The 23,590-nt window shown below is 69.8% G+C and carries 25 protein-coding genes; 14 read left to right on the top strand and 11 right to left on the bottom strand.

Going from position 1 to position 23,590, the window contains the following annotated elements; translation table 11 throughout:
* Positions 1-25 precede the first annotated feature (25 nt).
* The gene (locus VNJ48_RS03250; protein WP_325599066.1) at positions 26-658 is read left to right on the top strand and encodes a SatD family protein; all 633 of its coding nucleotides are present in this window, start codon (positions 26-28) and stop codon (positions 656-658) included.
* Between the two features lie 147 nt (positions 659-805).
* Positions 806-1,543 carry a hypothetical protein gene (locus VNJ48_RS03245; RefSeq protein ID WP_325599064.1) on the top strand — a complete coding sequence of 246 codons (738 nt, stop codon included), beginning with the start codon at positions 806-808 and terminating at the stop codon, positions 1,541-1,543.
* A 78-nt stretch (positions 1,544-1,621) separates the two neighbouring features.
* On the opposite strand, the gene VNJ48_RS03240 is transcribed toward VNJ48_RS03245, so the two are convergent.
* Both VNJ48_RS03240 and VNJ48_RS03235 read right to left on the bottom strand, forming a co-directional pair.
* Positions 1,622-3,676 carry a PhoX family phosphatase gene (locus tag VNJ48_RS03240; protein ID WP_325599062.1) on the bottom strand — a complete coding sequence of 685 codons (2,055 nt, stop codon included), beginning with the start codon at positions 3,674-3,676 and terminating at the stop codon, positions 1,622-1,624.
* 95 nt (positions 3,677-3,771) lie between these two features.
* Positions 3,772-4,842: a saccharopine dehydrogenase family protein gene (locus VNJ48_RS03235; protein WP_325599060.1), complete on the bottom strand. Its 1,071-nt coding sequence runs from the start codon at positions 4,840-4,842 to the stop codon at positions 3,772-3,774.
* A 70-nt stretch (positions 4,843-4,912) separates the two neighbouring features.
* Here VNJ48_RS03235 and VNJ48_RS03230 point away from each other — a divergent pair, with 70 nt between their 5' ends.
* From VNJ48_RS03230 to VNJ48_RS03220, 3 genes are all read left to right on the top strand, one after another.
* A complete protein-coding gene (locus tag VNJ48_RS03230; protein ID WP_325599058.1) occupies positions 4,913-5,857 on the top strand; it encodes a helix-turn-helix domain-containing protein in 945 nt (314 codons plus the stop codon).
* Positions 5,858-5,930: 73 nt separating this feature from the next.
* Positions 5,931-6,617, top strand: coding sequence for a hypothetical protein (locus VNJ48_RS03225; RefSeq protein ID WP_325599056.1), 687 nt, complete (start codon positions 5,931-5,933; stop codon positions 6,615-6,617).
* An 88-nt stretch (positions 6,618-6,705) separates the two neighbouring features.
* A complete protein-coding gene (locus VNJ48_RS03220; protein ID WP_325599054.1) occupies positions 6,706-8,124 on the top strand; it encodes a PepSY domain-containing protein in 1,419 nt (472 codons plus the stop codon).
* Positions 8,125-8,207: 83 nt separating this feature from the next.
* Here the strand turns inward: VNJ48_RS03220 and VNJ48_RS03215 are convergent, their stop codons facing one another.
* The 6 genes from VNJ48_RS03215 to VNJ48_RS03190 all read right to left on the bottom strand — a co-directional run bounded on the left by VNJ48_RS03215 (position 8,208) and on the right by VNJ48_RS03190 (position 11,880).
* Positions 8,208-8,525 carry an HU family DNA-binding protein gene (locus tag VNJ48_RS03215; protein WP_325599177.1) on the bottom strand — a complete coding sequence of 106 codons (318 nt, stop codon included), beginning with the start codon at positions 8,523-8,525 and terminating at the stop codon, positions 8,208-8,210.
* 222 nt (positions 8,526-8,747) lie between these two features.
* Positions 8,748-8,927, bottom strand: coding sequence for a DUF1059 domain-containing protein (locus tag VNJ48_RS03210; RefSeq protein WP_325599052.1), 180 nt, complete (start codon positions 8,925-8,927; stop codon positions 8,748-8,750).
* Positions 8,924-9,790 carry a histidine kinase dimerization/phospho-acceptor domain-containing protein gene (locus VNJ48_RS03205; protein ID WP_325599050.1) on the bottom strand — a complete coding sequence of 289 codons (867 nt, stop codon included), beginning with the start codon at positions 9,788-9,790 and terminating at the stop codon, positions 8,924-8,926. Before VNJ48_RS03205 ends, VNJ48_RS03210 begins: the two co-directional genes overlap by 4 nt.
* A gap of 46 nt (positions 9,791-9,836) precedes the next feature.
* Positions 9,837-10,334, bottom strand: coding sequence for an O-acetyl-ADP-ribose deacetylase (locus VNJ48_RS03200; RefSeq protein ID WP_325599048.1), 498 nt, complete (start codon positions 10,332-10,334; stop codon positions 9,837-9,839).
* A complete protein-coding gene (locus VNJ48_RS03195; RefSeq protein WP_325599046.1) occupies positions 10,334-11,086 on the bottom strand; it encodes a hypothetical protein in 753 nt (250 codons plus the stop codon). Before VNJ48_RS03195 ends, VNJ48_RS03200 begins: the two co-directional genes overlap by 1 nt.
* Complete coding sequence (locus VNJ48_RS03190; protein ID WP_325599044.1) at positions 11,083-11,880, bottom strand: ceramidase domain-containing protein; 798 nt, start codon at positions 11,878-11,880, stop codon at positions 11,083-11,085. The genes VNJ48_RS03195 and VNJ48_RS03190 overlap by 4 nt, the downstream gene beginning before the upstream one ends.
* A 42-nt stretch (positions 11,881-11,922) precedes the next feature.
* On the opposite strand from VNJ48_RS03190, the gene ctlX reads away from it, so the two are divergent.
* The 6 genes from ctlX (at position 11,923) to VNJ48_RS03160 (ending at position 16,507) form a co-directional block, all read left to right on the top strand.
* Positions 11,923-12,993, top strand: coding sequence for a citrulline utilization hydrolase CtlX (ctlX, locus tag VNJ48_RS03185; RefSeq protein ID WP_325599042.1), 1,071 nt, complete (start codon positions 11,923-11,925; stop codon positions 12,991-12,993).
* A gap of 23 nt (positions 12,994-13,016) precedes the next feature.
* Entirely contained in the window at positions 13,017-13,649 is a 633-nt protein-coding gene (locus VNJ48_RS03180; protein WP_325599040.1) for a hypothetical protein, read from the top strand.
* Between the two features lie 74 nt (positions 13,650-13,723).
* On the top strand, positions 13,724-14,383 hold the full coding sequence (locus VNJ48_RS03175; RefSeq protein ID WP_325599038.1) for a class I SAM-dependent methyltransferase: 660 nt from the start codon (positions 13,724-13,726) through the stop codon (positions 14,381-14,383).
* A gap of 101 nt (positions 14,384-14,484) precedes the next feature.
* Entirely contained in the window at positions 14,485-15,057 is a 573-nt protein-coding gene (locus tag VNJ48_RS03170) for an RNA polymerase sigma factor (RefSeq protein WP_325599036.1), read from the top strand.
* Complete coding sequence (locus VNJ48_RS03165) at positions 15,050-15,748, top strand: hypothetical protein (protein WP_325599034.1); 699 nt, start codon at positions 15,050-15,052, stop codon at positions 15,746-15,748. Before VNJ48_RS03170 ends, VNJ48_RS03165 begins: the two co-directional genes overlap by 8 nt.
* A 57-nt stretch (positions 15,749-15,805) precedes the next feature.
* Positions 15,806-16,507, top strand: a complete 702-nt coding sequence (locus tag VNJ48_RS03160; RefSeq protein WP_325599032.1) for a hypothetical protein — start codon at positions 15,806-15,808, stop codon at positions 16,505-16,507.
* A 245-nt stretch (positions 16,508-16,752) separates the two neighbouring features.
* Here VNJ48_RS03160 and VNJ48_RS03155 read toward each other — a convergent pair whose 3' ends face one another.
* Positions 16,753-18,081: an FAD-dependent oxidoreductase gene (locus VNJ48_RS03155; RefSeq protein WP_325599030.1), complete on the bottom strand. Its 1,329-nt coding sequence runs from the start codon at positions 18,079-18,081 to the stop codon at positions 16,753-16,755.
* Between the two features lie 91 nt (positions 18,082-18,172).
* On the opposite strand from VNJ48_RS03155, the gene VNJ48_RS03150 reads away from it, so the two are divergent.
* Entirely contained in the window at positions 18,173-19,102 is a 930-nt protein-coding gene (locus VNJ48_RS03150; protein ID WP_325599028.1) for a LysR family transcriptional regulator, read from the top strand.
* A gap of 9 nt (positions 19,103-19,111) precedes the next feature.
* Here the strand turns inward: VNJ48_RS03150 and VNJ48_RS03145 are convergent, their stop codons facing one another.
* A complete protein-coding gene (locus VNJ48_RS03145) occupies positions 19,112-20,143 on the bottom strand; it encodes a 5'-3' exonuclease (RefSeq protein ID WP_325599026.1) in 1,032 nt (343 codons plus the stop codon).
* 12 nt (positions 20,144-20,155) lie between these two features.
* The gene (locus tag VNJ48_RS03140) at positions 20,156-20,872 is read right to left on the bottom strand and encodes a HAMP domain-containing sensor histidine kinase (RefSeq protein ID WP_325599024.1); all 717 of its coding nucleotides are present in this window, start codon (positions 20,870-20,872) and stop codon (positions 20,156-20,158) included.
* A 328-nt stretch (positions 20,873-21,200) separates the two neighbouring features.
* Between VNJ48_RS03140 and VNJ48_RS03135 the strand changes: the two genes are divergently transcribed.
* Entirely contained in the window at positions 21,201-23,327 is a 2,127-nt protein-coding gene (locus tag VNJ48_RS03135) for a carbon starvation CstA family protein (protein WP_414689905.1), read from the top strand.
* Positions 23,324-23,509 carry a YbdD/YjiX family protein gene (locus VNJ48_RS03130; RefSeq protein ID WP_325599020.1) on the top strand — a complete coding sequence of 62 codons (186 nt, stop codon included), beginning with the start codon at positions 23,324-23,326 and terminating at the stop codon, positions 23,507-23,509. Before VNJ48_RS03135 ends, VNJ48_RS03130 begins: the two co-directional genes overlap by 4 nt.
* Positions 23,510-23,590: the final 81 nt, after the last annotated feature.

The following is a 23,590-nucleotide window of genomic DNA, read 5'->3' as shown; positions in this document are numbered from 1 at the left end:
TTCTTCTTTTTTGTGAGGTGAAGCCATGTCATCAATTACTGTGCTCGGCGACCTGATCGGCTCGCGCGTCAGCGTCGACCGGCGGGCGCTCCATGCCCGCTTCGAGCGGGCGCTCGAGGAGGTGAATGCGGACTTCTCCCCGCTGACGCCGATGCGGATGCAAGTGGGAGACGAGTACCAGGCGGTCTTCGCGACCCTGGGTGACGCGCTGTCCGCCTCGTTGTTGGTGCGGCTTGCGCTGCTGCCCGACCACGACATCCGCCACGGGATCGGTCGAGGTGCCGTCGAGGTCCTCACCGAGGACCCGAGGATCGAGGACGGCCCCGGCTGGTGGGCTGCGCGTCAGGCCATCGAACGGGCCGCAGGAGCCGAGGGACGACCGTCGGCGCGAAGCCTGCGGACCGCGTACGTCGCGCACGACTCCGTCTCAGCGACGGACGAGGCGGCCGTCAACGCGGCGCTCCTGCTGCGCGACGAACGGGTCACCGGCCTGTCGGAGCGCTCATTGTCGGTCCTGCGTGGTCTGCTGTCGGGACAGTCGCAGCGAGACCTCGCCGAGGCGCTGGGCATCAGTCCCTCAGCGGTCTCCCAGCGGGTTCGCGCTGACGGCCTCGGGGCACTGGTAGCAGCACACGAACTGATGAGAGGTCTGGCATGAGCGAGCGAGTCATCAAGCTCAGTGTGACCTGTGCCTCATGCGCGCCCGGAGCGAAGCGAGGACGTGCATGAGTGAGCGGAGCGAGCGAGTCATCAAGCTCAGTGTGACCTGTGCCTCATGCGCGCCCGGAGCGAAGCGAGGACGTGCATGAGTTGGCTCGCCCTGCTGCTCATCGGCTTCGCCCTGGCTGATCTGGCCCACTCGGTGCGACCGGTGCGGATCCTGCCCCAGTGCATCGGCGCGATCGGCGCGATCCTCGTGGGACTGCTTGCCGGTCTCACCTCGGTCGGCGACATCGTGGCGCTGATGCTCATCGCCGCTGCGGTCCTGGCGTGGGGACAGACCGTCACCAGCGGTTTCGCCGGGCGGATCCCTGCCTGGGTGCCGCTGCTCGTGTTCGGAGCCTCACTGGTCCTCGCCGTGCTGCTCGCCGGTCTCGCCAGTCCGGCGGGTGGCTCACTCGGAGAGTGGCTCGAAAGCACCCCTCTGCCCCTGCTGAGTGACCTGAGCGCCGATCGTGCCCTGCTGCTCGCCGCGGCCTTCGGCATCCAGCTCAGCACCGGCAACGTGCTCGTGCGACTGGTGCTCGCGGCCACGGGCACGGTCAACCCCCTGCGTCACGGGCTCGTGGATGACCCGGAGACGCAGCTGAAGGGTGGTCGGTTGCTCGGACCGATGGAGCGACTTTTCATCCTGGCCCTGGGCCTCGGCGGGCACGTCACCGCCGCCAGCATCGTGGTCGCAGCCAAGGGGCTGCTGCGCTTCCCCGAGCTGTCGAGCCGTCGCGACCAGGAGCGAATCCACCTGCTGACCGAGTACTTCCTCGTCGGCAGCTTCGCCTCCTGGTTGGTGGCGCTCGGTTCGCTGGTGCTGCTGCACGCCTGACCCGCGGGCCCAGACGCCGACAGGGCCCCGGATGCGTGATCCGGGGCCCCGCTGCGGCGACTGTTGATCAGTGGTGTGTCAGCCGCGCGTCACCTGGACCACCGAGGGCCGGGGTCCGGCGAACTCACCCGCGCGCGCCGCGCTGGTCGAGGGCACGTAGTCCGGGAAGCGCGAGGTCTGGGCGTCCCAGGTGCCCTCCTCTCCGGGGTGCTGCACCGCGACGAAGACCGAGCCGTCCCTGTCATGGATGACCGGGCCGCAGGTCTCCGCCTGGATGGGCACGGCCAGGAACTGCTGCACCCGCCCGCGCTCGGGTCCGGCCACTGGGACCTTGAAGAGTCCGTCGTTGAGGCCGATGGAGTTGGGCTGTCCGTCGGTGGAGACCCACAGGTTGCCGGCCGAGTCGAAGGCGACGTTGTCGGGGCACGAGATCGGCGAGACCGGACCGGTGTAGCCACCGAAGTAGGTGCCGGCAGTGGCAGCATCACCGCAGATCAGGATCAGGTTCCAGGCGAAGGTCGGGGACGTGTGGTTGCCGCCGGTCGGCTGCATCTCGACGACGTGCCCGTTCTTGTTCGCGTTGCGGGGGTTGGGCTCGGTCGCTCCCTCCTTGCCGACCTTGCCGCGGTCGGTGTTGTTCGTGCAGGCGACGTAGATGAAGCCGTTGACGTAGTTGGGCTCCACGTCCTCGGGCCGGTCCATCTTGGTCGGCTGCACGACGTCCGCTGCGAGCCGCGTGTAGACGAGCACCTGCTCGGTGGTGAAGCCGGGGACGACGGACTCGCCGTTGACCGTCAGCGGGATCCACTCGCCGGTGCCGTCGCTGACGCCGTCCTCGAGACCGTCGCCGGTGAAGCGGGCGACGGACAAGTCACCACTCGAGAGCAGTGTCAGGTTGTGCGCACGGTCCTTCTTCTTGCCGCCCGAGCGGTAGGTGTCTCGGGAGACGAAGCGATAGACGTAGTCGAAGCGCTCGTCGTCGCCCATGTAGGCCACGACCTTGCCGTCGCCGTTGATGATGACGTTGGCCCCCTCGTGCTTGAAGCGGCCCATCGCGGTGTGCTTGACCGGCGTGGACATCGGGTCCTCCGGGTCGACCTCGATGATCCAGCCGAAGCGGTTGGGCTCGTTGGGGTTGGCGACTGCGTCGAAGCGGGAGTCGACCGAACGCCAGTTGCGGCCGTCCGCGGGGCCGATGCCGTAGCGCTTCTCCTGAGGGGTGACGTTGACGGTGGGCCGGTGGAAGTACTGGTTGAAGTTCTCCTCGCCGGAGAGCACTGTGCCCCACGGCGTCGTACCGCCGGCGCAGTTGTTGAGGGTGCCGAGCACCAGGCGACCGGTCGGGTCGGCGGCCGTCTTGAGCAGGTCCGAGCCGGCGGCCGGGCCGTCGACGGTGAACGGGGTGTCGACGGTGATCCGACGGCTGCGCTCGCTGTCGGGGACGTACGTCCACGTCGAGCCGACCGACTTGCGGCGGAGCTCGACGACGCTCATGCCGTGAGCGGCCATGGCGGTCCGGATCAGCTCGGAGGGGTCCATGGTCGGCGGGAACATGATGTTCTCGTTGGTGTACTCGTGGTTGGCGACGAGCAGCGCGCGCCTGCCCTTGCGGTCGGTGACGATGATGTCGAGGTAGTCGCAGTTGTAGCCGAACTGCTGGGCCTGGGCAGCACCTGTCTGGTTGGCGGCGTCGAAGACGGGAGCTCCGGCGAGGATCGGGTCGCCCCACCTGATGATGGTGTCCCAGCGGTAGCCGGTGGGGACAGTGAAGGCGTCGACGGTGTTGGGCACCGGGGCGATCGCAGCGAAGGGGAGGGAGCCGGACCCAGGCGTGCCCGGCTTGCCGGTGGCGGCAATCTCCCGGAACGCAGCGGCGGCAGGTTGACTGCTGAGCACCAGCCCGGTGGTGCCGACAGCAGCCGCGCCGAGGACGCTGCGGCGCGAGAGGGCGGTGGCGGCGACGTCGCGGAAGTAGGAGGTCCGAGTGGTGTTGGGGGCTTCGCCGAAGCAGGCGTCGCCGCAACGGAGGTGACAGGTCACCGGACTGCGGTTGCCGTGAACGAGGTCGGCCATGGGCAGCGAGGGGCGCTGAGGTGTGAGGGTCATCGTGTTCTCCGAGCTCGATCGAGACATGGGTGGTGTCTCGGAGCCAATCGGCACCGCCTGACCGGGCGGTGACGTCGACGTGAACAGCGCCTGTGCGTCGGGGGTGATTCGGACGGCGCCCCTCAAGGGGCCGCGGGCAGCGATCGGTGCGGAGCGCTCGTGCTGCCTCGTCTCCCATGTGTCAGGACGATCCCGTAGGGGTGACGCGACAGGGCGGCCAGGACGTCAGCCGCGTCAAATGCTTGGCCCGGGGCCAGTGCCCCCGCACCATGCCCACGACCGTCGAGGAGGCGGACCAGCCCCTCGACGAGGATCGGAGCAGTGACGGCGTAGATGTCGCGGCCCGTGGCGGTGACGCGGCGGGTCCGGGAGCCGGCGCGCAGCACGACGTCGACGACGAACTGCTGGGCCGAGCGCCCGTCGTCGTCCACCGCTGCGGGGGGCGGGGTGGTCGCGTCGTGCAGGTCGTCGAGCGGCGCCGTGTTGAGGTAGGAGCGAAGCTCACGGACCAGCAGGTGGCGCTCGATCGTGATGACCTCGGAGAGCGGCAGCTCGACGACTGTCTGCTCGCCCAGGGGCGGAGGGTAGGACCAGCTGCCGAGCGGAGCGGGGCTCGCCAACGGCGCCAACCTCCCGTCACGGACCACCAACCGGGTGGCCGTGTTGCGGGCACCGGTCGTCCTGGTGCCGGCAGTGGGCCACCACCGGTCGAGGCCGATGGCCACCTCGACCTCGTCAGCCTGTGAGCCCCCCTCGAGGGCAGCCGTGACGAGCAGGTCGGCGAGGCCGCCGTAGAAGGCCATCGCCGGGATGACCGCGACACCGGCGTCGCGCGCTGGCGCGTCCAGCTCCTGATAGATCATCTGCACGGTCGCCTGCTCGGCTGTGACGTCGAGGTAGTGGATCCCCTCGCGCACGGCTGCCCGCGCAAGCGGCAGTGCAGTGTCGATGAACGGCCCCGCGCAATTGAGCACTGCATCCACTCTCTGCAACGCTGCTTGCACCAGCTGGGCGTCGTCCGGGCACATGACCCGCCGTTCGAACGAGCGGTGTCGCATCGGCACGGCCGCCAGCTTGTCGGCGCTGCGCCCGGCCAGCACTGGTGTCAGTCCGCGACGCAGCAGCTCATCGACGACGAAGCGCCCCGTGTGGCCGGTGGATCCGTAGACCAGGACTCGCCGCGTCGTGTTCACCGGAACATCCTTGCCACCGCTCACCGGCGGCGCGAGCGTCGGAAACGACGCCTGGCGTACAATTTCGGACATGCCCAGCGTCGTCCTCGTCATGCATCGCACGGCCATGCTCTACGAGGCAGCGATCGCCGCGGAGGTCTTCGGCGTCGACCGCTCGGACCTCGCGGCAAGCGGCCGGTGGTACGACTTCACGGTCTGCACTGCCGATGGTGCCCCTCACCCCTGGCTGCCGGGTGCCATGACGTCGGCGTACGCCGCCATGGCCAGTGCCGACACCGTCATCGTGCCCTCCACCGACGACCCGGCCTCCGATCCTGAACCGGCCCTCGTGCTGGCACTGCGCTCCGCAGAAGAGCGGGGCGCGCGATTCGTCTCCTTGTGCACCGGAGCCTTCGTCCTGGCCGCAGCTGGGCTGCTCCGCGGGCGCGTGGCGACCACTCACTGGATGCACGCGCAGGACCTGGCCCATCGACACCCGGACGTGGACGTCCGCGCCGACGTCCTCTACGTCGACGAGGGCGGCGTGCTGACGTCGGCAGGGAAGACCGCCGCGCTCGACCTGTGCATCCACCTCGTCCGCAAGGACCTCGGCTATGCCGCCGCCAACGGGCTCGCCAGGAGGCTGGTCGTTCCCGCGCACCGCACGGGCGGCCAGGCTCAATTCATAGCGGCGCCCCCGGACCCGCGAGGGTCCCTCGTCCTGGCTTCGACGCTCGAGTGGGCCGGCGCTCGCCTGGACCAGCCGCTCACCGTGCAGGACCTCGCGGGTCACGCCGGTCTCAGCACCCGCCAGCTGGCACGGCGCATGCACGCGGAGCTGCAGGTGGGACCGCTGGACTGGTTGCACCACCAGCGCATCGCGCGCGCCCAGGAGCTCCTCGAGCGCACTGAAGCCGCCGTCGAGGAGGTCGCCGCACGCAGTGGAATGGGCACGGCGGCCACCTTGAGGCGACACTTCCGCCGCACGGTGGGTGTCACCCCGACCGACTACCGAGCCTCCTTCCGGCGCGGCTGAGTCCCGCAGGGCGGATCCGGAGCTGCGGAGCCGGGCTGCGCGGCAGGTCCGCGCGGGTGGGAGGATGCCGTCCGTGCCCAACCGTCCTGACCCGCTGCTCTGGTGGCGCGCAGGAGTGGTCGTGGCCATGACGTTCCTGCTCGGCGCGGTCGGGCACGTGAGCGGGGGAGGGCTGCTGCCGTCCTGGCCGGTCCTGGCCGCCATGTCCGTGATCAGTACGCCGCTGTGTGCCGTCTTCCTGGTGCGGCCGGCCTCCACCCGTCGGATCGTGGCCCTGGTCGTGTCGGGCCAGACTGCCTGCCACGTACTGCTCAGCGTCTCCGCGGGCCACAGCGGTGACCCGGTAGGCATGCCGCCGCTTGATCCCACCGGGGCGAGCGCTCTGCCGGCTGTCGAGGGCTCTCGGGTGGGATCTCTCCACGACCACTACGAGGCGACGATCAGCACGCACTCCTCGGTGGCGCAGGCGCTCAGCATGCCGGACCCGATCGCCATACTCGACCACCTGCCGATGTTCCTGGCCCACACGGTCGTGGCGATCCTGGTGGGGCTGTGGCTGGCAGCGGGCGAACGAGCGCTGTGGGCTCTGCTCACCATGGTCTTCGCTGCCGTGGTCGCGCTGTGCGTCGTGCCGCTGGCCCCGTCGCTCGTCGCTCGCCCCAGGATGGTCCTTCGTCGACGTCCCGCCACGTTGCCGTCCTTGGCGCGCGCTTCGTGCTGCGTCGTACGCCGCGGTCCACCGGCTCTCCTCGCCGCCTGATCGACCACCATCCTTCCCGCGCGACCGTGGGCCGCTCGCGCCTGCGCGCCCCTCGCACCCCGGTCGCGACCTCACGTCGAGGAGAGACATGACCACCGAGTTGAACCCTGCCCTGCCGACATCTACGCCGCGACGGCCGAGGGGCGCCAGCCCCGTCACCCGGTCCGGCTGGTTCCGCGCCTGCTGGCGCTGGCACTTCTACGCCGCGTTCCTCGTGGCGCCCGTGCTGCTGATCCTGGCGGTCACCGGCCTGATCTACCTGTTCCGCTTCCAGCTCGAGCCCCTCATCCATGCCGACCTCATGAAGGTGTCGACCCCGTCCGCCGACGTGATCCAACAGCCCTACGCCAGCCAGCTGGCTGCGGTCGAGCGTGACTTCCCCGACGCACGGGTCGTCTCGATGACCGAACCCCGCTCGGAGGGTCGAAGCACGACGTTCTCCCTCACCATGCAGGACGGATCGACCCGCGATGTCTTCGTCAGTCCGTACGGCGCAGAGGTGCTCGGCTCGCTCGACCCCGACCGGACGCTGTCGGGCTACGCCGTGCGACTTCACGGCGAGCTGATGGCCGGGACCTGGGGAGAACGGCTCATCGAGCTCGCGGCCTGCTGGGCGATCGTCATGGCCATCACCGGCTACTACCTGTTCTGGAAGGGACGCGCCGCCCGCTCACGACAAGGGCGGACGCTGCGCTCCCGGCATGCGCAGGTGGGGGTTGTCGCCGGCGTCGGGTTGCTGTTCCTGCTGGTCTCGGGGCTCCCGTGGACCGGCTTCTGGGGAGAGAAGGCACAGTCGCTGGCCTCCTCGCGGGGCACGTCCTTCTGGAGCCTGGACCACGGTGCCATCTCCGACCCCACGTCCACGCTGGACGAGTCGTTGCCCCACAGCCATGCGACCGACGTCCCATGGGCGCAGGGAGAGAACCCGGTGCCACGGTCCGAGCGACCCCTGGGTGGATCGGGGGAGCGGTCAGTCGCCAACGTCGACACCGCTGTCGCAGTGGCCGCCGAGGAAGGCCTCCGGCATCCGATGACGGTCGCGCTGCCTGCCACCGGTGACGGGGTCTTCTCGGTCATCGGGTTCGCCTTCGATGCGCCGTCCGACGAGCGGACGGTGCATGTCGACCGGTTCGGCGGCGACGTCGTGTCGACGTACGGCTTCGAGGACTACCCGGTCCTGGCCCAGGTCGTGGCGCACGGGATCGGCCTGCACGAGGGGCGGTCGTTCGGCCCGTGGTCGATGGTGGGGTCGGCGCTGATGTGCGGGCTCGTCATCGCGTCGTGCCTCACCGGCCCGCTGATGTGGTGGAGACGCCGGCCCGCTGGTTCGATCGGGGCACCTCGCGGTCGCATGCCGCTCCGGGGTACGCCAGCGCTGCTGGTGGGCCTGCTCGCCCTGGGAGTGCTGCTGCCGTTCTTCGGAGCGTCGTTGCTCGTCGTGGTCCTGCTCGACCAGCTCGTCACCCGGCGGGTGCCAGCTCTGGCCGAGCGGCTCAACGCGTCCTGAAGTCACCCTGGTTCCGAAGTGCGACGGACGGCGTGACCCGTGGGTCACGCCGTCCGATGGTGCGGTGGTGCGGTGCTTCTGGGTCAGCCCTTGTTGACGGCCGACTTGAAGGCGGCGCCGGCCTTGAAGGCGGGGGCGGTGCTCGCGGCGATCTCGAGGGACTCACCGGTCTGCGGGTTGCGGCCGGTGCGCGCGTTGCGCTGGCGCGCCTCGAACGTGCCGAAGCCGGGTAGGCTGACCTTGTCGCCGTTGGCGACGGCGCTCGTGATCGAGGTGATCACGGCCTCGATGGCCTTGTCGGCCTGGGCGTTGGTCAGCTCTGCATGCTGCGCGATGGCGTCGCGGAGGTCGGTCTTGTTCATTGGGTTCTCCCTACAGTTCGTGGTTGTTACGCCCTCCAGCCAACACCACGGCCCGGACAATCGGGAAACTGGCCCCGGTCTGCGGCGTTTTGGCCCCTCCCCGGCGTGGTCGCCGAAGGGTCCACAAGTGGGTCCGCGAAGCTCTGTCTCGGGCGCGACCCCAATGGCCCGCCACGTTCGTGGTCATCAATGAACTCAGCGAGGGGATGTCGGCGCTCGCCCTGGGCAGGTGCCATCCCCGCCGAGCATCGCCGGCTCAGATCACGCCGAGGCGACGATCAGGCTGTCGACGGAGCGCAGCATGTCAGGGCTGAGCTCGTTGATGCCGTGGTGGGTGGTCGCGTGGGCGCCGATCTGACCGAGCAGATCGTCCCTCGAGTTGCTTTCGAATCGTGCGACGCAACCCGGCATCACGTCACCACAGGCCAATGAGAACTTCAAGACAGGACTCCATGCTCGTCCGCCTCGGGGGAGGCGGGGTGGAGTTTCGGGACCCGGACCCAAAACGTGGTCGTTTCCTCGTCCTGGTGGACGCCGACGGTTCCCCCGTGTGCGACCGCAAGAGTTCGTGCCAGGTACAGACCGATCGTAATGCCGCTGCCGTCGTGATTGAGGTCGAACGGCTCAAAAAGGGTCTGCAACGTGCTGTGATCCATCGGCGGACCCGTCCGGACCACGCGCAGCTCTGTCCACGGCCCGATCTGTTGGGCCTCCCAGGCCACGGCATCCGGTACGGGCGGCAGCTCGGCCGCCCGCCACAGGTCACGCAGCACCCGCTGCATGAGATCGGGGTCGACGACCAGCCGCGTTGCGGCATACGCCTGCGAAGCGCCCGGCGTCCCGTGCCCGGTTGTCAGCTCTGCGAACGAGACCGGCCCCGCGCGGGGTCGAAGCAGGCCCAGTGCTGCTGAAGCCATCAGCTCGATATCACGAGAGCGTTCGGCCAAGCGGGTCAGGGCGTCGTCCAGCTTGGCCAGGGTCGGGGTCAGCATCGACTGAGGCACCTCCTCCTCGCGCAGCATGTCCACCCATCCCCTCGCCGTGGTGAGGGGTGTCCGCGTCTCGTGGGCGAAGGCGGCCAAGAACCGGTCTCGCTGGCGATGGTCGTCGGCAGTCGGCCGATTGGTCACCGCGGCCGTCCCTGCATCGACGAAGGCGGCCACCCAGCGATGGAGCACCGCGACGTCGACATCGTGGCGACGAGCGACGTCAGGCACGCGTTCACCAGCAAGCACCTCGCGCACCGCCACCACGCGCACGTCAGGGGGCTCGCTGGTTCCGGGGACAAGCCGTGGACGTTCCACCCGGACCTCCGCACCTTGCCGTCTGCCCAGTGTGCCCGCGTCGCGGCTATCCGTCAGCAGTTAGGGCCGTCTCGACGACAACGAGCGTGGCCGGGCTGAAGGCCACGATCCGGGCCTCGTCGACCGACGACTGCGTCGTACGCAACGTCGCGACCGCGGCCAGGACGGCGTCGTCGAGGGGCCACCCGTAGACACCGGCGCTGATCAACGGAAAGGCCACCGAGGTGGCACCCAAGGAGTCGGCCACGGCCAAGCACCGCTCGTAGCAGGAGACAAGGAGCGACCGGTCGCCCGGATAGATCGGCCCGACCGTGTGGATCACCCAACGGGCCGGCATGGCGCCCGCGGTCGTCCATCCTGCGTCACCCGTCGCAAGTCCGTCGGGGAAGCGGGCGACGCAGTCCGCCAGGACGGCCGGGCCGCCAGCACGATGGATCGCGCCGTCGACGCCGCCACCCCCGCGCATCCGGTTGTTGGCGGCGTTGACCACGGCATCGACGTCCTGGGTGGTGATGTCGCCCAGCACGGCGGTCACGCGGGTCATCAGCTGAGCTTCCCCAGAGCGGCCAGGACCAGGAGCGTCGCGACCGTGACCACGCCGCCGGCTCCGGCAACGACCGCCATGATGAGGCCCACCTTGGCCTCGGCGGGCTGCGAGGCCCAGAAGCCGCCCTTCCAACCGGTCTCGGTCAGGACGGCACCGACGGGTTCCTTGATCTCCCGGGACGAGAACCGGACGTCGACCTGACGCCCGACCTTCATGTCCGTGCCCACGCCGTACTCGATGCGACGCTCGAAGGATCGGCTCCGTCCCGACTGCACCCGAGCGCTGCCAGTCACGCGTCCGACCCCCAGGCTGAGCTCGAAGTCCTGCTCGAAGTCACGGGTGATGGCCACGCCCGGCTCCTTCGCCACCACCTCGACGCCCCGGACGACCTTGACCTTGTGCGCCGAGGCCCACCCGAGGAACTCGGTGTCAGCCAGATCGGCGTGCACCAGGATCCGGCTGCCCTGGAGATCGACGGTGTACGGCGTGCCGGCCAGCCGCTCCCGGATCAGCTCCGCCACGCGCTCGAACGGCACGATCCCGGCGACATCGGCGGGCGGCTCGGTGGCGGTGGCGTTCTGCTCGCGACGCGTGACCGGCACGAACCAGGCCATCACCAGGCCCACCGCGAGGAAGAGGAGTCCCGTGAGCATGATCCAGCTGCCGGTGGCGATCGCGATCACTGCCAGGAGGACGCCGACGGCGCTGAACGCGACAGCCATCGCGCCCAGGATGATCCAGGTCTTCATGGCGTGATCCCATCACGGAGGACGCCGGGCCGCTCCGAGGCGTAGAGCCGGTAGAGGAAGTAGGTCGCGACGGCGCAGAGGGCGTGCCACGCGCCATGTCCCTGCCACAACGAGTGCGGGTCGCACCAGCTGTGCTGGGACATGATCCAGATCCCGAACGCGACCAGCATCGAGGCCAGCGCTGCGAGGCCGAACCCGATGGACCGTCTGGTCTCGCCCCGACGCCACAACCGCGTCTCCAGGACGACCGCGGCGATCAGCAGGACCGCGAAGCCGATGTTGCCGGCGTGGTTGACCACAGGGACGGGACGCGGCCACAGACCGACGAGCTCGCAACCGAGCACGCATGCGGCGTACGCCCCGGCGAATGCCGCTGGGCCTCGGCGCACCCAGCGGACCCATGCGTAGGACGCGGCAAAGCCGGCGATGAGATACATGCTGAGCAGGTCGAGGTGCCCGCCCAGCGAGCTCTGGGTCGCGTGCATGGCGGCCGACGCGGGACCCAGCAGGACGACCACGGACGCGTAGGCCGTCTGCAGTCCGAGCGGCATCAGGGAGGACGCGCCCGCACGAACCGCGTGCCACGCGACCAGCAGCCCGGCGAGGACGAAGGACGCGTTGGAGAAGGTGTTGGTCGGCTGCCTGACGACCGCGTCGGCGCGCGCGGCCTCGCAGAAGTTGGCCCCGCGACCGACGTCCGGGCCGAGCCATCCATAGCTGACCGCCATCACCAGCAGCCCGACCGACAGCGCTGCGACCGTGGCCGTGATGGCCAGCGGTCGCAGGGGATGCACGCGAACATCACACCACGGCCTGACATGGACTAGATTCCCCGCGTGAGTGCCCAAGCCCCCGCCGCTGTCATCCTGGTCCGCGCCCAACGTTTCACGCCCAATCCGGCGACGGCCGCCGACAACGCCTTCCAGGCCGATGCGCCTGCGGGACAGTCCGACGACGCGACGTCGGCACGTGCGTTGGCCGAGATGGACGCCCTGGCCGATGCTCTTCGCGATGCCGGCGTGACGGTCCACGTCTTCGAGGACGAAGACCACACGAGGCCCGACAGCGTCTTCCCCAACAACTGGCTCTCCACCCACGCGGGCGGCTACGTCGCGGTCTACCCGATGTACGCGTCCAACCGCCGCCACGAGCGCCGGTCCGACGTCCTCGAGATGCTCAAGTCGACCTACCGCGTGCAGACGATCGTCGACTACTCGGGCCTCGAGCCGGACGGTGTCTTCCTCGAGGGCACCGGCGCGATGGTGCTCGACCACGTCTCGCGCGTGGCCTACACGGCGCGGAGCCACCGCGCGGACATCGCCGTCCTGGAGCGCTTCTGCGCGGACTTCAACTACGAGCCGATGGCCTTTGACGCCGTCGACTCCAAGGGCGTGCCCGTCTACCACACCAACGTCATCGCCTGTGTCGGCACCGAGGTCGCGCTCATCGCGCTCGAGATGATCCCCGACGTCCAACGTCGTGAGCAGGTGCGCGAGCGCCTGTCCGTCAACGGCCGCGCCGTCATCGAGCTGACGGAGGAGCAGGTTCGAGAGTTCGCCGGCAACGCGGTCGAGCTCTGCGGGCGTACGCCGGAGGGCAAGCGCGGCTACATCATGGCCATGTCGGCACGGGCCCACCGGAGCCTGCGTCCCGAGCAGGTGGCCGTGATCGAGGAGCACTGCGAGATCGTCGCCGTCGACATCCCGACCATCGAGCTGGCGGGGGGCTCCGTGCGCTGCATGATCGCGGGCATCCACCTCGACCGTCGACGGCCCGCGATGCAGGTCGGGGTGACGGAGGCCGTGGAGGCGATCAACGAGGACAACCCGGTGACCCCGGACGGCAGGTACGTCGACGGGCCGGACGCCACGTCGGACAGCTCCGACAGCGCGCCGGCCGACGTCTGAGCCAAGGTGACGGGCCCGCTGGCATGCTGAATGCCGTGCCCTACTCGCTGCGCCAGCTGGTCTTCCTGGTGGGCGGCTGTGTGGTGCTGGGCGTCGGCGCTGGCATGCTGCTCACTGCTGAGCTGGGCTCGGACGGATACTCGACCCTGGTCAACGGGATCTCGCTGTGGACCGGCACGTCGTTCTGGATCGCCAACGTGCTGGTCGGCACGGTCTTCGTCGCCATGGCCGCCGCACGCCACGTCCGTCCGGGACCCGGCACCGTCGTCCAGGTCGTCCTGGTGGGCGTCACGGTCTCGGGGGTCCTCGCCCTGCTCGACCGTCCCGACGGGCTGACGATGCGCCTGCTGCTGCTGGCCGCGGCGTTCCCGGTGGTGGCGGTCGGGATCGTGGTCTATCTCGGCAGCGACACCGGCGCCGGTCCGGCGGAGGCTGCTGCCCTGGCGTGGGACCCGCCAGTCCCCTTCAGGTGGAGCTACAGCGCAGTCCAGGGCGGCGGAGCACTGGTGGGCTGGCTCCTGGGCGCCAAGGTCGGGCTCGGCACGCTCGCAGTGATCCTCCTGCTGGGGCTTGCCGTCGACCTCACGAGCCGACTGCTGGGCCTGGACGTGCATCAGGCCGAGGATCCGGCCGGGCCGAAGGACACCGCGGCGTAGCCCGGTGGCCTGCCGCTCCGCCACCTCGGGTGGTGCGCCTTGCCGCCGGGCGAGCAGTGCGTCAGCCTCGGACCATGGGACTACGGGAACGGTTCAGCGCGGGCCTCGCCAAGCAGCTCGGGCACCCCTCGGGCATGCGCGGGCGGCTGGTTGCTCGCGGGCTCAACAAGGGCAACCGAAACGTCGTCCTCGCGGCCGTGGCGGCCAGTGAGGTGCATCGCGACCAGACGGTGGCGGACCTCGGGTTCGGCGGGGGCGTCGGTCTCCGGCTGCTCCTGGACGGGGTGGGCGTCGGTGGCCGCGTCCACGGCGTGGAGATCTCGGAGACCATGCTCGACGGCGCGCGACGACGGTTCGCCCAGGAGGTCGAGGCGGGGCGACTCACCCTGAGCGCGGGCGACCTGGGTGCGCTCCCGCTGCCCGACGCATCGCTCGACGCGGCGATCACGACGAACACGGTCTACTTCGTCGAGGACCTGCCGCGCGCCTTCGCCGAGGTCGCCCGCGTCGTCCGTCCGGGTGGCCGCGTCGTGGTCGGCATCGGTGACCCCGACAACATGCGGACGATGACCTTCACGGCTCACGGCTTCCGCCTGCGACCGGTCGAGGAGGTCGCCGGCCTGCTCGAGGCGGCCGGGTTCGGTGCCCCGGCGGACCGCCGCGTAGGTGAGGGCGAGGGAGCGTTCCACCTCCTGGTGGCTCAGCGCGTCGGCGTACCACCAGAAGGGCACTGAGGATCGCCGACGACCTCTGACGGCCGTCTGGGGTTCCGGGCGATGGCTGGAACCATTGAGGAGCCGGCGGTGTAGACCTCAGTGTGAAGGTGTCGGCTCCCATGGACGGAGTGATGATCAGCGCCGATGACGAAGCTGCCCTGGTCGGCAGGGCGCGTGCGGGTGACCCCGACGCGTACGCCCTGCTGGTGCGTCGGCATGCCCCGATGGCGATGCGGACAGCGGCGCTGCTCGGGGCCGGCGCGAGCGCCGAGGACGTCGTGCAGGAGGCCCTGGTGAAGGCATACCGGTCGCTGGACGGCTTCCGCGACGGACGCCCCTTCCGCCCGTGGCTCCTGCGCATCGTCGCCAACGAGGCCCACAACGTCCATCGGTCGTTCGTCCGCCGCGCAGCACGGGAGCAGCGAATGATCCCGCCCGAGCTCCTCGATCCTGCAGGCGAGGTGGTGCAGCGCGAGGACAAGGAGCGGCTTCTGCGAGCGGTCGGACGGCTGCCCGACAAGCTCAGGACCGCGGTGACCTGCCGCTACCTCCTCGAGCTGGACGAGGCTGAGACCGCAGTCGTCCTCGGCGTGCCTCGAGGCACCGTGAAGTCGCGACTGAGCCGCGGGCTCGAGCGCCTTCGCACCGAGCTCGAGGCCGTCTCACCCGACCAGGAGGCGGGCCATGTCTGAGTCGCTCGAAGCGAGCCTGCGCCAGCTGGCACACGACCTGCACGTCGACGTGCCCGCCGACCTGGAGGCCGCCGTCATGGCTCGCGTCGTCCAGGAGCCCGCATCCCGACCACGCCGGCTGCGCCGCTGGATCGCCGGCTTGTTCCTCGCGCTCCTCGGCGTCGGAGCCGTGGCCACTCCCGTGGGCGCGTCCATCCTGGAGTGGTTCGGCTTCCATGGTGTCCTCGTCGTCGAGGACCAGCCCCCCACGACGGCTGAACCCACCGTGCCTGCCGAACCGCAAGGCCTCAGCCTGCAGCGAGCGGGCACCCTCGCCGGCTTCACCCCCCTGGTCCCGGCCGAGCTCGGCGCGCCGGACGGCGTGTCGGTCTCTGCAGACCGCTACCGGGTGTCGCTCAGCTGGGGGAGCGGTGCTGACACCGTCCGCCTCGACCAGTTCGAGGGCACCCTCGATCCGGTCTTCTGGAAGATGGTCACCGACGCGCAGATCATCACCATCGACGCCGGAGACGCGCTGTGGCTGCCGACGCCACACGGCGTCAGCGTCGTGGCGGACGACGGGAGCAGGCGGCGGCTGGCTCCCCGGACCGCGGCTCCGACGCTGGTCTGGACCCAGGGCGACCTGACGTTGCGGCTCGAGGGGGACCAGAGCCTCGAACGCGCCATCGAGATCGCCGACTCGACCGACTGAGGGAACCTCGACGCCGGCTGCGGTGTATGTGGGGCACAGCAGTCTGAAGGAGGAGCCGTGCGCAGATCACTCACCATCGCCGTACTTGCCCTGTGGGTCCTGGTCGGAATCGTCGGCCTTCCCGGCCCGGCCCAGGCAGGCGGACCCACCAGCGTCCTCATCAGCCAACCGGGCACGGGCCAGGTGACCGGTCTCTACACCGGCACCGCGGCGTACGCCGAGCTCGAGCGGCTCCTCGCCGCGAGTCCGGAGGCCGTCGAGGAACCACCCGAGTCCGGAGGCGCCCGCTACACGATGACCTGGCTGATCCACGACGTGTCACCGTGGCGCATCGACTCGGTGCACATGGCGCCTGACGGCACCGCCTCCGTGTCCACCACGTTCGTGAACGGCTCCGAGCAGCTCGGGCCGGAGGGCTCCCAGTCCACGTGGAGAGCGGTCACGGACGGCGAGAAGCTGGCGGCACTGCTGGACCGCCTGTTCTCCGGTGAGCCCGTAGCGGCTGAGCCGCCGGTCGCCGAGGAGGCGCCGGCGATCGAGGCGGCGCCGACAGTCGCGCCTGTGACGCCTGCAGCCCCGGAGACCCGCTGGTTCACCCTGGCCGGCTGGCGGTGGGTCGTGCCCGGTGCCGCGGGCGGCTTGGCGATCGGACTGCTCGCGTCGCGCCGCCGCGCACCTGCCGAGCCTCGTCGCATGCTCCTCGACCGGGGGATGGAGGGACCTACCTTCGCCCGATCCGCCCACGACCCACCGCGCTGAGGCTCCGAGCGATTCTGCGGTCTGCGGGCCCGATGTGCAGCAGGAACGCTCGGTATGTCGGAGCCGAGCCGCTCGGGGCCTGCCACTCAGTCACCGATGCGCGGGCGCACCTCGAACAACTCCCGGAGGAAGGCCAGATCGGAGGTCCGGCGTCGGAACGAGACCCCCGACCACCGCCGGCACACGTCTCGTGGCCGATGATGCGCTGCACCGCCTGTGCGGCCCGAGCCACCCGGGTCTGAGCGTCACCGGCCGGCTGCGAGCAGCTCCTCGCGTCCGGGCAGCTTCACGCGGACCCGTCCGGCAGCTTCGCCGAGCTCGATCTCGTGCTGGTCGACACGGAGCCAGTGGTCGAGGTCGGTCACCTCCACACCGCGCTCGACGAGGAAGGCGTCGACCGCTCCGGGCTCCCGGGAGGGCGCTGTCGGGACGGTGTCAGCGACCAGGTGGGCCACGGTCTCGGCAGCGTCGCTCTTGGTGTGCCCGATCAGGCCGACCGGCCCGCGCTTGACCCAGCCGGTGACGTAGGTGCCCGGGACCCGTTGGCCGTCCAGGTCCACGACCCGCCCGCCCTCGTTGGGGACGACCGCGGCGCGGTCGTCGAAGGGCAGGTCGGAGATGGCCGAGCTGCGGTAGCCGACCGCGCGATAGACGGCCTGGACGTCCCAGTTGGTCACCAGTCCGGTGCCCTCGACCGTGCCGTCGCCGACCAGTCGCGTGCGCTCGGTGCGGAGCGTCTCCACGCCCACCTCACCAGCGATCTCGACGGGCTGCTCGAGGAAGTGGAGATGGATCCGGTGCGGCTTGCCCTCGGGCTCACGCCCGACCCAGTTGGCCAGGGTGTTGAGCACCATCTTGGCCTGCTTGTTGCGGTCGACGTGCTCCATGCTGGCTTCGTCGACCTCGAAGCCCTCCGGGTGGACGATCACGTCGACGTGGGGCGAGTGCGCCAGCTCGCGCAGCTCGAGCGGCGAGAACTTCGCGTACGCCGGGCCGCGACGCGCGAAGACGTGCACGTCCGTCGTCCGCTTGGCCACCAGGGCCTCGTGGACGTGGGCGGGGATGTCGGTGGTGAGCATCTCGTCACCGGTCTTGGCGAGCACCCGCGCGACGTCCAGCGCGACGTTGCCCGCGCCGAGGACGGCGACGTGCTCCGCCTCCAGGGGCCACGTGCGGGGCACGTCGGGGTGGGAGTCGTACCAGGAGACGAAGTCCGCGGCGCCGTACGACCCGGGCAGGTGCTCGCCAGGGATGCCCAGCTCGCGATCCGACCTGGCTCCGGTCGCCACCACGACGGCGTCATAGAACTCCCGGAGCTCCTCGAGCTTGATGTCGACGCCGAGGTCGACGTTGCCCAGGAGCCGCACGTCGGGGTGGACGAGCACGCGTTGGAGCGCCTTGACGATCTCCTTGATCCGCGGATGGTCGGGGGCAACGCCGTAGCGGACCAGCCCGAAGGGTGCAGGCAGCCGCTCGAAGATGTCGACCGAGACCGCGGCCTCGGACTTGGTCAGCAGGTCGGCGGCGTAGATCCCGGCCGGTCCAGCACCCACGATGGCCACGCGAAGAGTCATGGAGGGAAGTCTGTCGATCCTTCCTCGGTCACAGAACGAAGTTGTGGTTGTGATGTCACAAAACAGCCTTGTGTCTGGCAGTCTTGCTCCCGTGTTGGGACCCCATGTGCCGGAGCTCCGTGCCCTCGAGCTCCTCGTGGAGGTGGGCCGCACCGGCAGCCTGAGCGCCGCGGCCGAGACCTTGCACATCACCCAGCAGGCGGCGTCGTCCCGCATCCGCACGATGGAGTCGCTGGTCGGGGTGCCGCTGCTCGTGCGCACACGTCGCGGCTCGGCCCTGACGCCGACCGGCGACCTGGTCGTCCAATGGGCGGGTCGGGTGCTCGAGGAGGCCGCCCAGCTCGACGCGGGGATCGCGGCGCTCCGGTCCGACCGCCGCGGACACCTGCGGATCGCCGCCAGCCTGACGATCGCCGAACACCTGCTCCCGGGTTGGCTGGTCGCCGTGCGGGCCGAGCAGGTGCAGGCGGGGCACGTGCCCACCGAGTTCACGATGACGGCGACGAACAGTGAGCGCGTGGTGGCCCTGGTCACCGCCGGAGAGGTCGAGCTGGGTTTCGTCGAGGGACCGGACGCGCCCGCCGGTCTCCACCACCGTCTGGTCGGACGCGACGAGCTCGTGGTGGTGGTGGCTCGCGACCATGAGTGGGCGCACCGCTCTCGGCGCCGCGTGGCAGCCAGCACGTTGGCCGCCACGCCGCTCGTCGTGCGCGAGAGCGGCTCCGGCACCCGAACCGTCCTGGAGCGAGCACTGGCAGGGCTGCCCGTGGCCGCTCCCGCCCTGGAGCTGTCGAGCACCGCGGCCGTGCGATCCGCGGTGGCGGCGGGAGCCGGTCCGGCGGTGCTGGGCGCTCACGCCGTCCGCGACGACTTGGTGAACGGTCGGTTGGTGGCGGTCACCGTGACGGGGCTGGACCTGACACGCAGGTTGAACGCTGTCTGGCGAGACGGCTCCCAGCCGCCCGCGGGCCCGGCGCGCGAGCTCGTCGCCCGGGCGGCACGGAGCCACCGCGAACGGTGAAGACCGAGATCAGCCGGTCTGGGCGGTCGGGGAGGCCGCAGCACCGCTGAGCACCCGGGCCGCGAGGTCGGTGGTGGCGGCGACGTCCAGGAAGCCGACCACCCGTCGCACGCGGTCGACGTCGAGCGGGAAGAGGCCCACGGACCCCGGGACGTCGGGTGTCAGTCCGAGGTCGAGGTCGTCGCGGCCCGACATCATCGTGACGTTGAAGTCGTAGCGCGCCCGAGCGCCGGGCGCCATCAGCCGGCGTACGGCGGTGGCACCCAATCGGCGGACGCCGGTCTCGGTCGCCCAGCCATCGAGTGCGGCAACGACCGACCGTCCGCCGTCGTGGTCGAGATCGGCCCACACCGCATCCATGGAGCCGGCCACGTCGAGAAGGATCGCCGCCGTCTTCGCGCCGATCCCCTCGACGCCCGGCAGGTTGTCGCTCGCGTCACCGCGGAGGGCGGCATATGCGAGGTACTGGTCGGCGGAGACGCCATACATGGCGTGCAACCGCGCGGGAGTGAGCAGGGGCGATCCGTGGAGTCCACCGTCGATGAGCCGCAGCACCCTGGTGTGGTCGCTGATGTGCGCGAAGGCGTCGCGGTCGGACGTGATGATGACGCAGTTCCAGTCGTGCTCACGTGCCCAGCGGGCGGCCGAGGCGTTGATGTCGTCGGCCTCGAGGCCCGCCGGTGTGAGGGCGGCCAGCCCGAGTGCGTCGAGCAGGGCGCCTGCCCGATCGAGCTGGTCGACGAGGTCAGGATCCTTCTCCGCCCGGCCCGCCTTGTAGTCGGGGTAGAGGTCTCGGCGGACCGATGCCGTCCGGTCGTCCAGACCACAGACGAGCGCGTCGGGTCGGAATCCCTCCACTGATTCGATGATCTGGCGCACCATGCCGTGCAAGGCCCACGCGGGGCGTCCCGAGCGGTCCACCAGCCGGGTCTGCGCACGCGCGTGGTGGTTGCGGTGCAGCAACGACGGAGCGTCGACGACGAGCAGTAGCCTGCGGTCGGCTGGGTCGGGTCTGGACGGGGGCATGGTGATCGCGGCCATGCTAGGCCCTCTTCACCCCGGGTGTTCCCCGCTGTCCGAGCCATCGCTGCGGCGGGGCAGGCGGATCGTCAGGGTGGTCCCGCGACCGGTGTCGGAGTCCACTGAGATGCTCCCGCCGTGGGTCTTCACGATGGAGGCGACGATGTGCAACCCGAGACCGGTGCCCTCGACGGCGTGCTCCCGCGCGGACGATCCCCGGAAGAACTTCGTGAACAACCCGTGCTGCTCGTCCAGCGGGATGCCGATTCCCTTGTCGCACACCTCGAGGACGACCTCGGTCTTGCTCTCGCAGAGCTGGCACACCACCTTGCCGCCCTGCTCGCTGAACTTGATCGCGTTGCCCACCAGGTTGAGGACCACGCGCTCGAGGTGCGCGGCGTCTCCGGTCACGAACAGTGCCTGCTCGGGCAGGACGAAATCGACGTTGATGTCGCGGCCGGTGCCCAGTGTGAGGATGACCTCCCGGGCCTGGGCCACGACCTCGCGGAGGTCGACGGCCTGCATCTGCATCTGCTGCTCCATCGCGGCGAAGCCGGAGAGGACGAGCAGGTCGTCGGTCAGCGAGCGCAGGCGAACAGCATTGCGGGCGATCGCATCCACGAAGCCGGCCTGGCGGGGGCTGAGCTCAGGGTCGCCCTGGAGCAGCTCGGCGTAGGCGGTGATGCTGGTCAGTGGCGTGCGGAGCTCATGACTCACCGTCACCACGAAGTCGCTCTTGGTCTCGCTCACCTGGTCACCGCTGTCGACCTGGGCGCTCAGCGACGCGAGCAGGAGGGAGTGCGTCAGCTGCTCACGCGCCGCCCGGCTCCCGCGGGAGACCGTCAGTCCCAGTCACGGGCAGTCTTCACGTCCGCCGTCCTGAAGCCTCGGCGTGCGCGGCCACCAGGCCGACCCTCTTGTGGTGAGCCCTTCTGGGGAGTAGAGATCAGGAAAGGTTGGCGGCCCATCGGGGGGCGCTGCCGCGGATGCAGGAGGACGCACGATGGCGACGCAGCTGACGCACACCCCACCACCGTCGGGGCCATCGGGAACCCCTTCGCGGTTGTCGCCGAAGTCCATGGCCGGGTGGGGAGCGGTCGCGCTGGTCGGTGCCGTCTGCTGGACGGTGCTGGCCCTCTCGCGCGGCGAGGAGGTCTCGGCCTTGTGGATCCTCTTCGCGGCCCTGTCCTCCTACGCCATCGCCTACCGCTTCTACGCCCGGTTCATCGCCTACCGGGTGCTGGGCGTCGACGACACCCGGGCCACACCGGCGGAGCGGTTCGACAACGGCCGCGACTTCGACGTCACCCACCGCCCCGTCCTCTTCGGGCACCACTTCGCCGCGATCGCCGGGGCGGGTCCGCTGATCGGTCCGGTGCTGGCGGCCCAGATGGGTTATCTGCCCGGCACGGTCTGGATCATCGTCGGCGTCATCTTCGCGGGCGCAGTGCAGGACATGGTGGTGCTCTTCTTCTCGATGCGCCGCGACGGCAAGAGCCTGGGCCAGATGGTGCGCGAGGAGATCGGGGTGGTCGGCGGCATCGCCGCCCTGATCGCAGTGTTCGCGATCATGATCATCATCCTCGCCGTGCTTGCGCTGGTGGTCGTCAACGCCTTGGCTGAGTCGCCCTGGGGGGTCTTCTCGATCACCTTGACCATTCCCATCGCGTTGTTCATGGGCTTCTACCTACGACACCTGCGCCCGGGGCGTGTCTCCGAGGTCACCGCCATCGGCGTCGGGCTGCTGCTGCTCGCGATCATCGGCGGGGGGTATGTCGAACAGATGGGCCTGGCTGAGACCTTGACCCTGTCGAAGGAGCAGCTGACGATCGGCCTGATCGTCTACGGCTTCGTCGCCTCGATCCTGCCGGTCTGGATGCTGCTCACCCCACGCGACTACTTGTCGACCTTCATGAAGATCGGCGTGATCCTGCTGCTTGCCGTCGGACTGGTGCTCGCCAACCCCTCACTGCAGAACGACGCGGTCTCGCAGTTCGCGCTCGAGGGCACGGGGCCGGTGTTCGCCGGGAAGCTCTTCCCCTTCGTCTTCATCACCATCGCGTGCGGCGCGCTCTCCGGGTTCCACGCCCTCATCGCCTCGGGCACCACTCCCAAGATGCTGGCCAAGGAGAGCCAGGTCCGGATGATCGGCTACGGCGGCATGCTGATGGAGTCGTTCGTCGCCATCAGCGCCCTCATCGCCGCCTCGGTGATCGACCCCGGCCTCTACTTCGCGTTCAACAGCCCCGCCGGCGCCACGGGAGGCGAAGCAGGCGCTGCAGCGGAGTTCATCGCAGGTCTGGGCTTCACCATCACCCCCGACCAGCTGACCGCAGCGGCGGCAGCGGTCGAGGAGGAGACGCTCATCTCCCGCACCGGTGGCGCGCCGACGTTGGCATACGGGATGTCCCAGATCTTCACCCAAGCGTTCGGCGGCGGACTGGCCGCCTTCTGGTACCACTTCGCGATCATGTTCGAGGCACTCTTCATCCTGACCGCCGTCGACGCCGGCACCCGGGTCGGACGCTTCATGCTGCAGGACACCATCGGAAACTTCTGGCCGAAGTACGCCGACCTGTCCTGGAAGCCGGCGTCGTGGTCGGCCAGCGCCATCGTCGTCGGCCTCTGGGGCTACATGTTGTATGTCGGGGTGACCGACCCGTTGGGCGGCATCAACCAGCTCTTCCCGCTCTTCGGGATCGCCAACCAGCTCCTCGCCGCGATCGCGCTGACGCTCTGCGTGACCCTGCTGATCAAGCACGGCAAGGCGAAGTGGGCGTGGGTGCCAGGGGTGGGACTCGCCTGGGACCTCGTCACCACCATGACAGCCAGCTATCAGAAGATCTTCTCCGACAACCCGAAGATCGGCTACTTCACCCAGCGGTCCACCTACGCCGACGCCCTCGACAACGGTGAGCTGCTCGCGCCGGCGACGAGCGTGGAGCAGATGGAGCAGGTGGTCTTCAACTCCACCGTCAACGGCACCCTGCAGTCACTCTTCGCCCTTCTCGTGCTCGTGGTGGTGATCAACGCATTCCTCATCTGGTTCAAGGCTGTGCGAGCCGGGGGACTGCCCACCACGGAGGTGCCATGGCAGGAGTCGCACATCGTCGCACCATCCGACTTCATCGCCACCGCGGAGGAGAAGGAGGCCGTCAGGGAGTGGGAGAGCACCCGGGACGGCGTGGAGGTCGGTTCGCGATGACTGCCGTCCTGCGCGCCGCGCGGACCCTGCGCTGGTACGTCCGTCAGCTCACTGGAGAGGCCAAGTGGGACGAGTACGTCGGCGAGTGCTCGGCGTGCGGCGACCTGCCCATGTCCCGGCGTGAGTTCGAGCGCCAACGCGACCACGAGCGCGAGCACTCATCCAGCGCGCGCTGCTGCTGAGGCACGACCGAGCCGCGAACGGAGCTCGATGGGCGTCCGACTGGCTTCACCCAGACCCGATGAGAAGGTGTCGGTGCTTTG

Source organism: Nocardioides sp. (assembly GCF_035576065.1).
GTDB lineage: Bacteria > Actinomycetota > Actinomycetes > Propionibacteriales > Nocardioidaceae > Nocardioides.
This window is presented reverse-complemented; position numbering and strand designations above follow the sequence as displayed.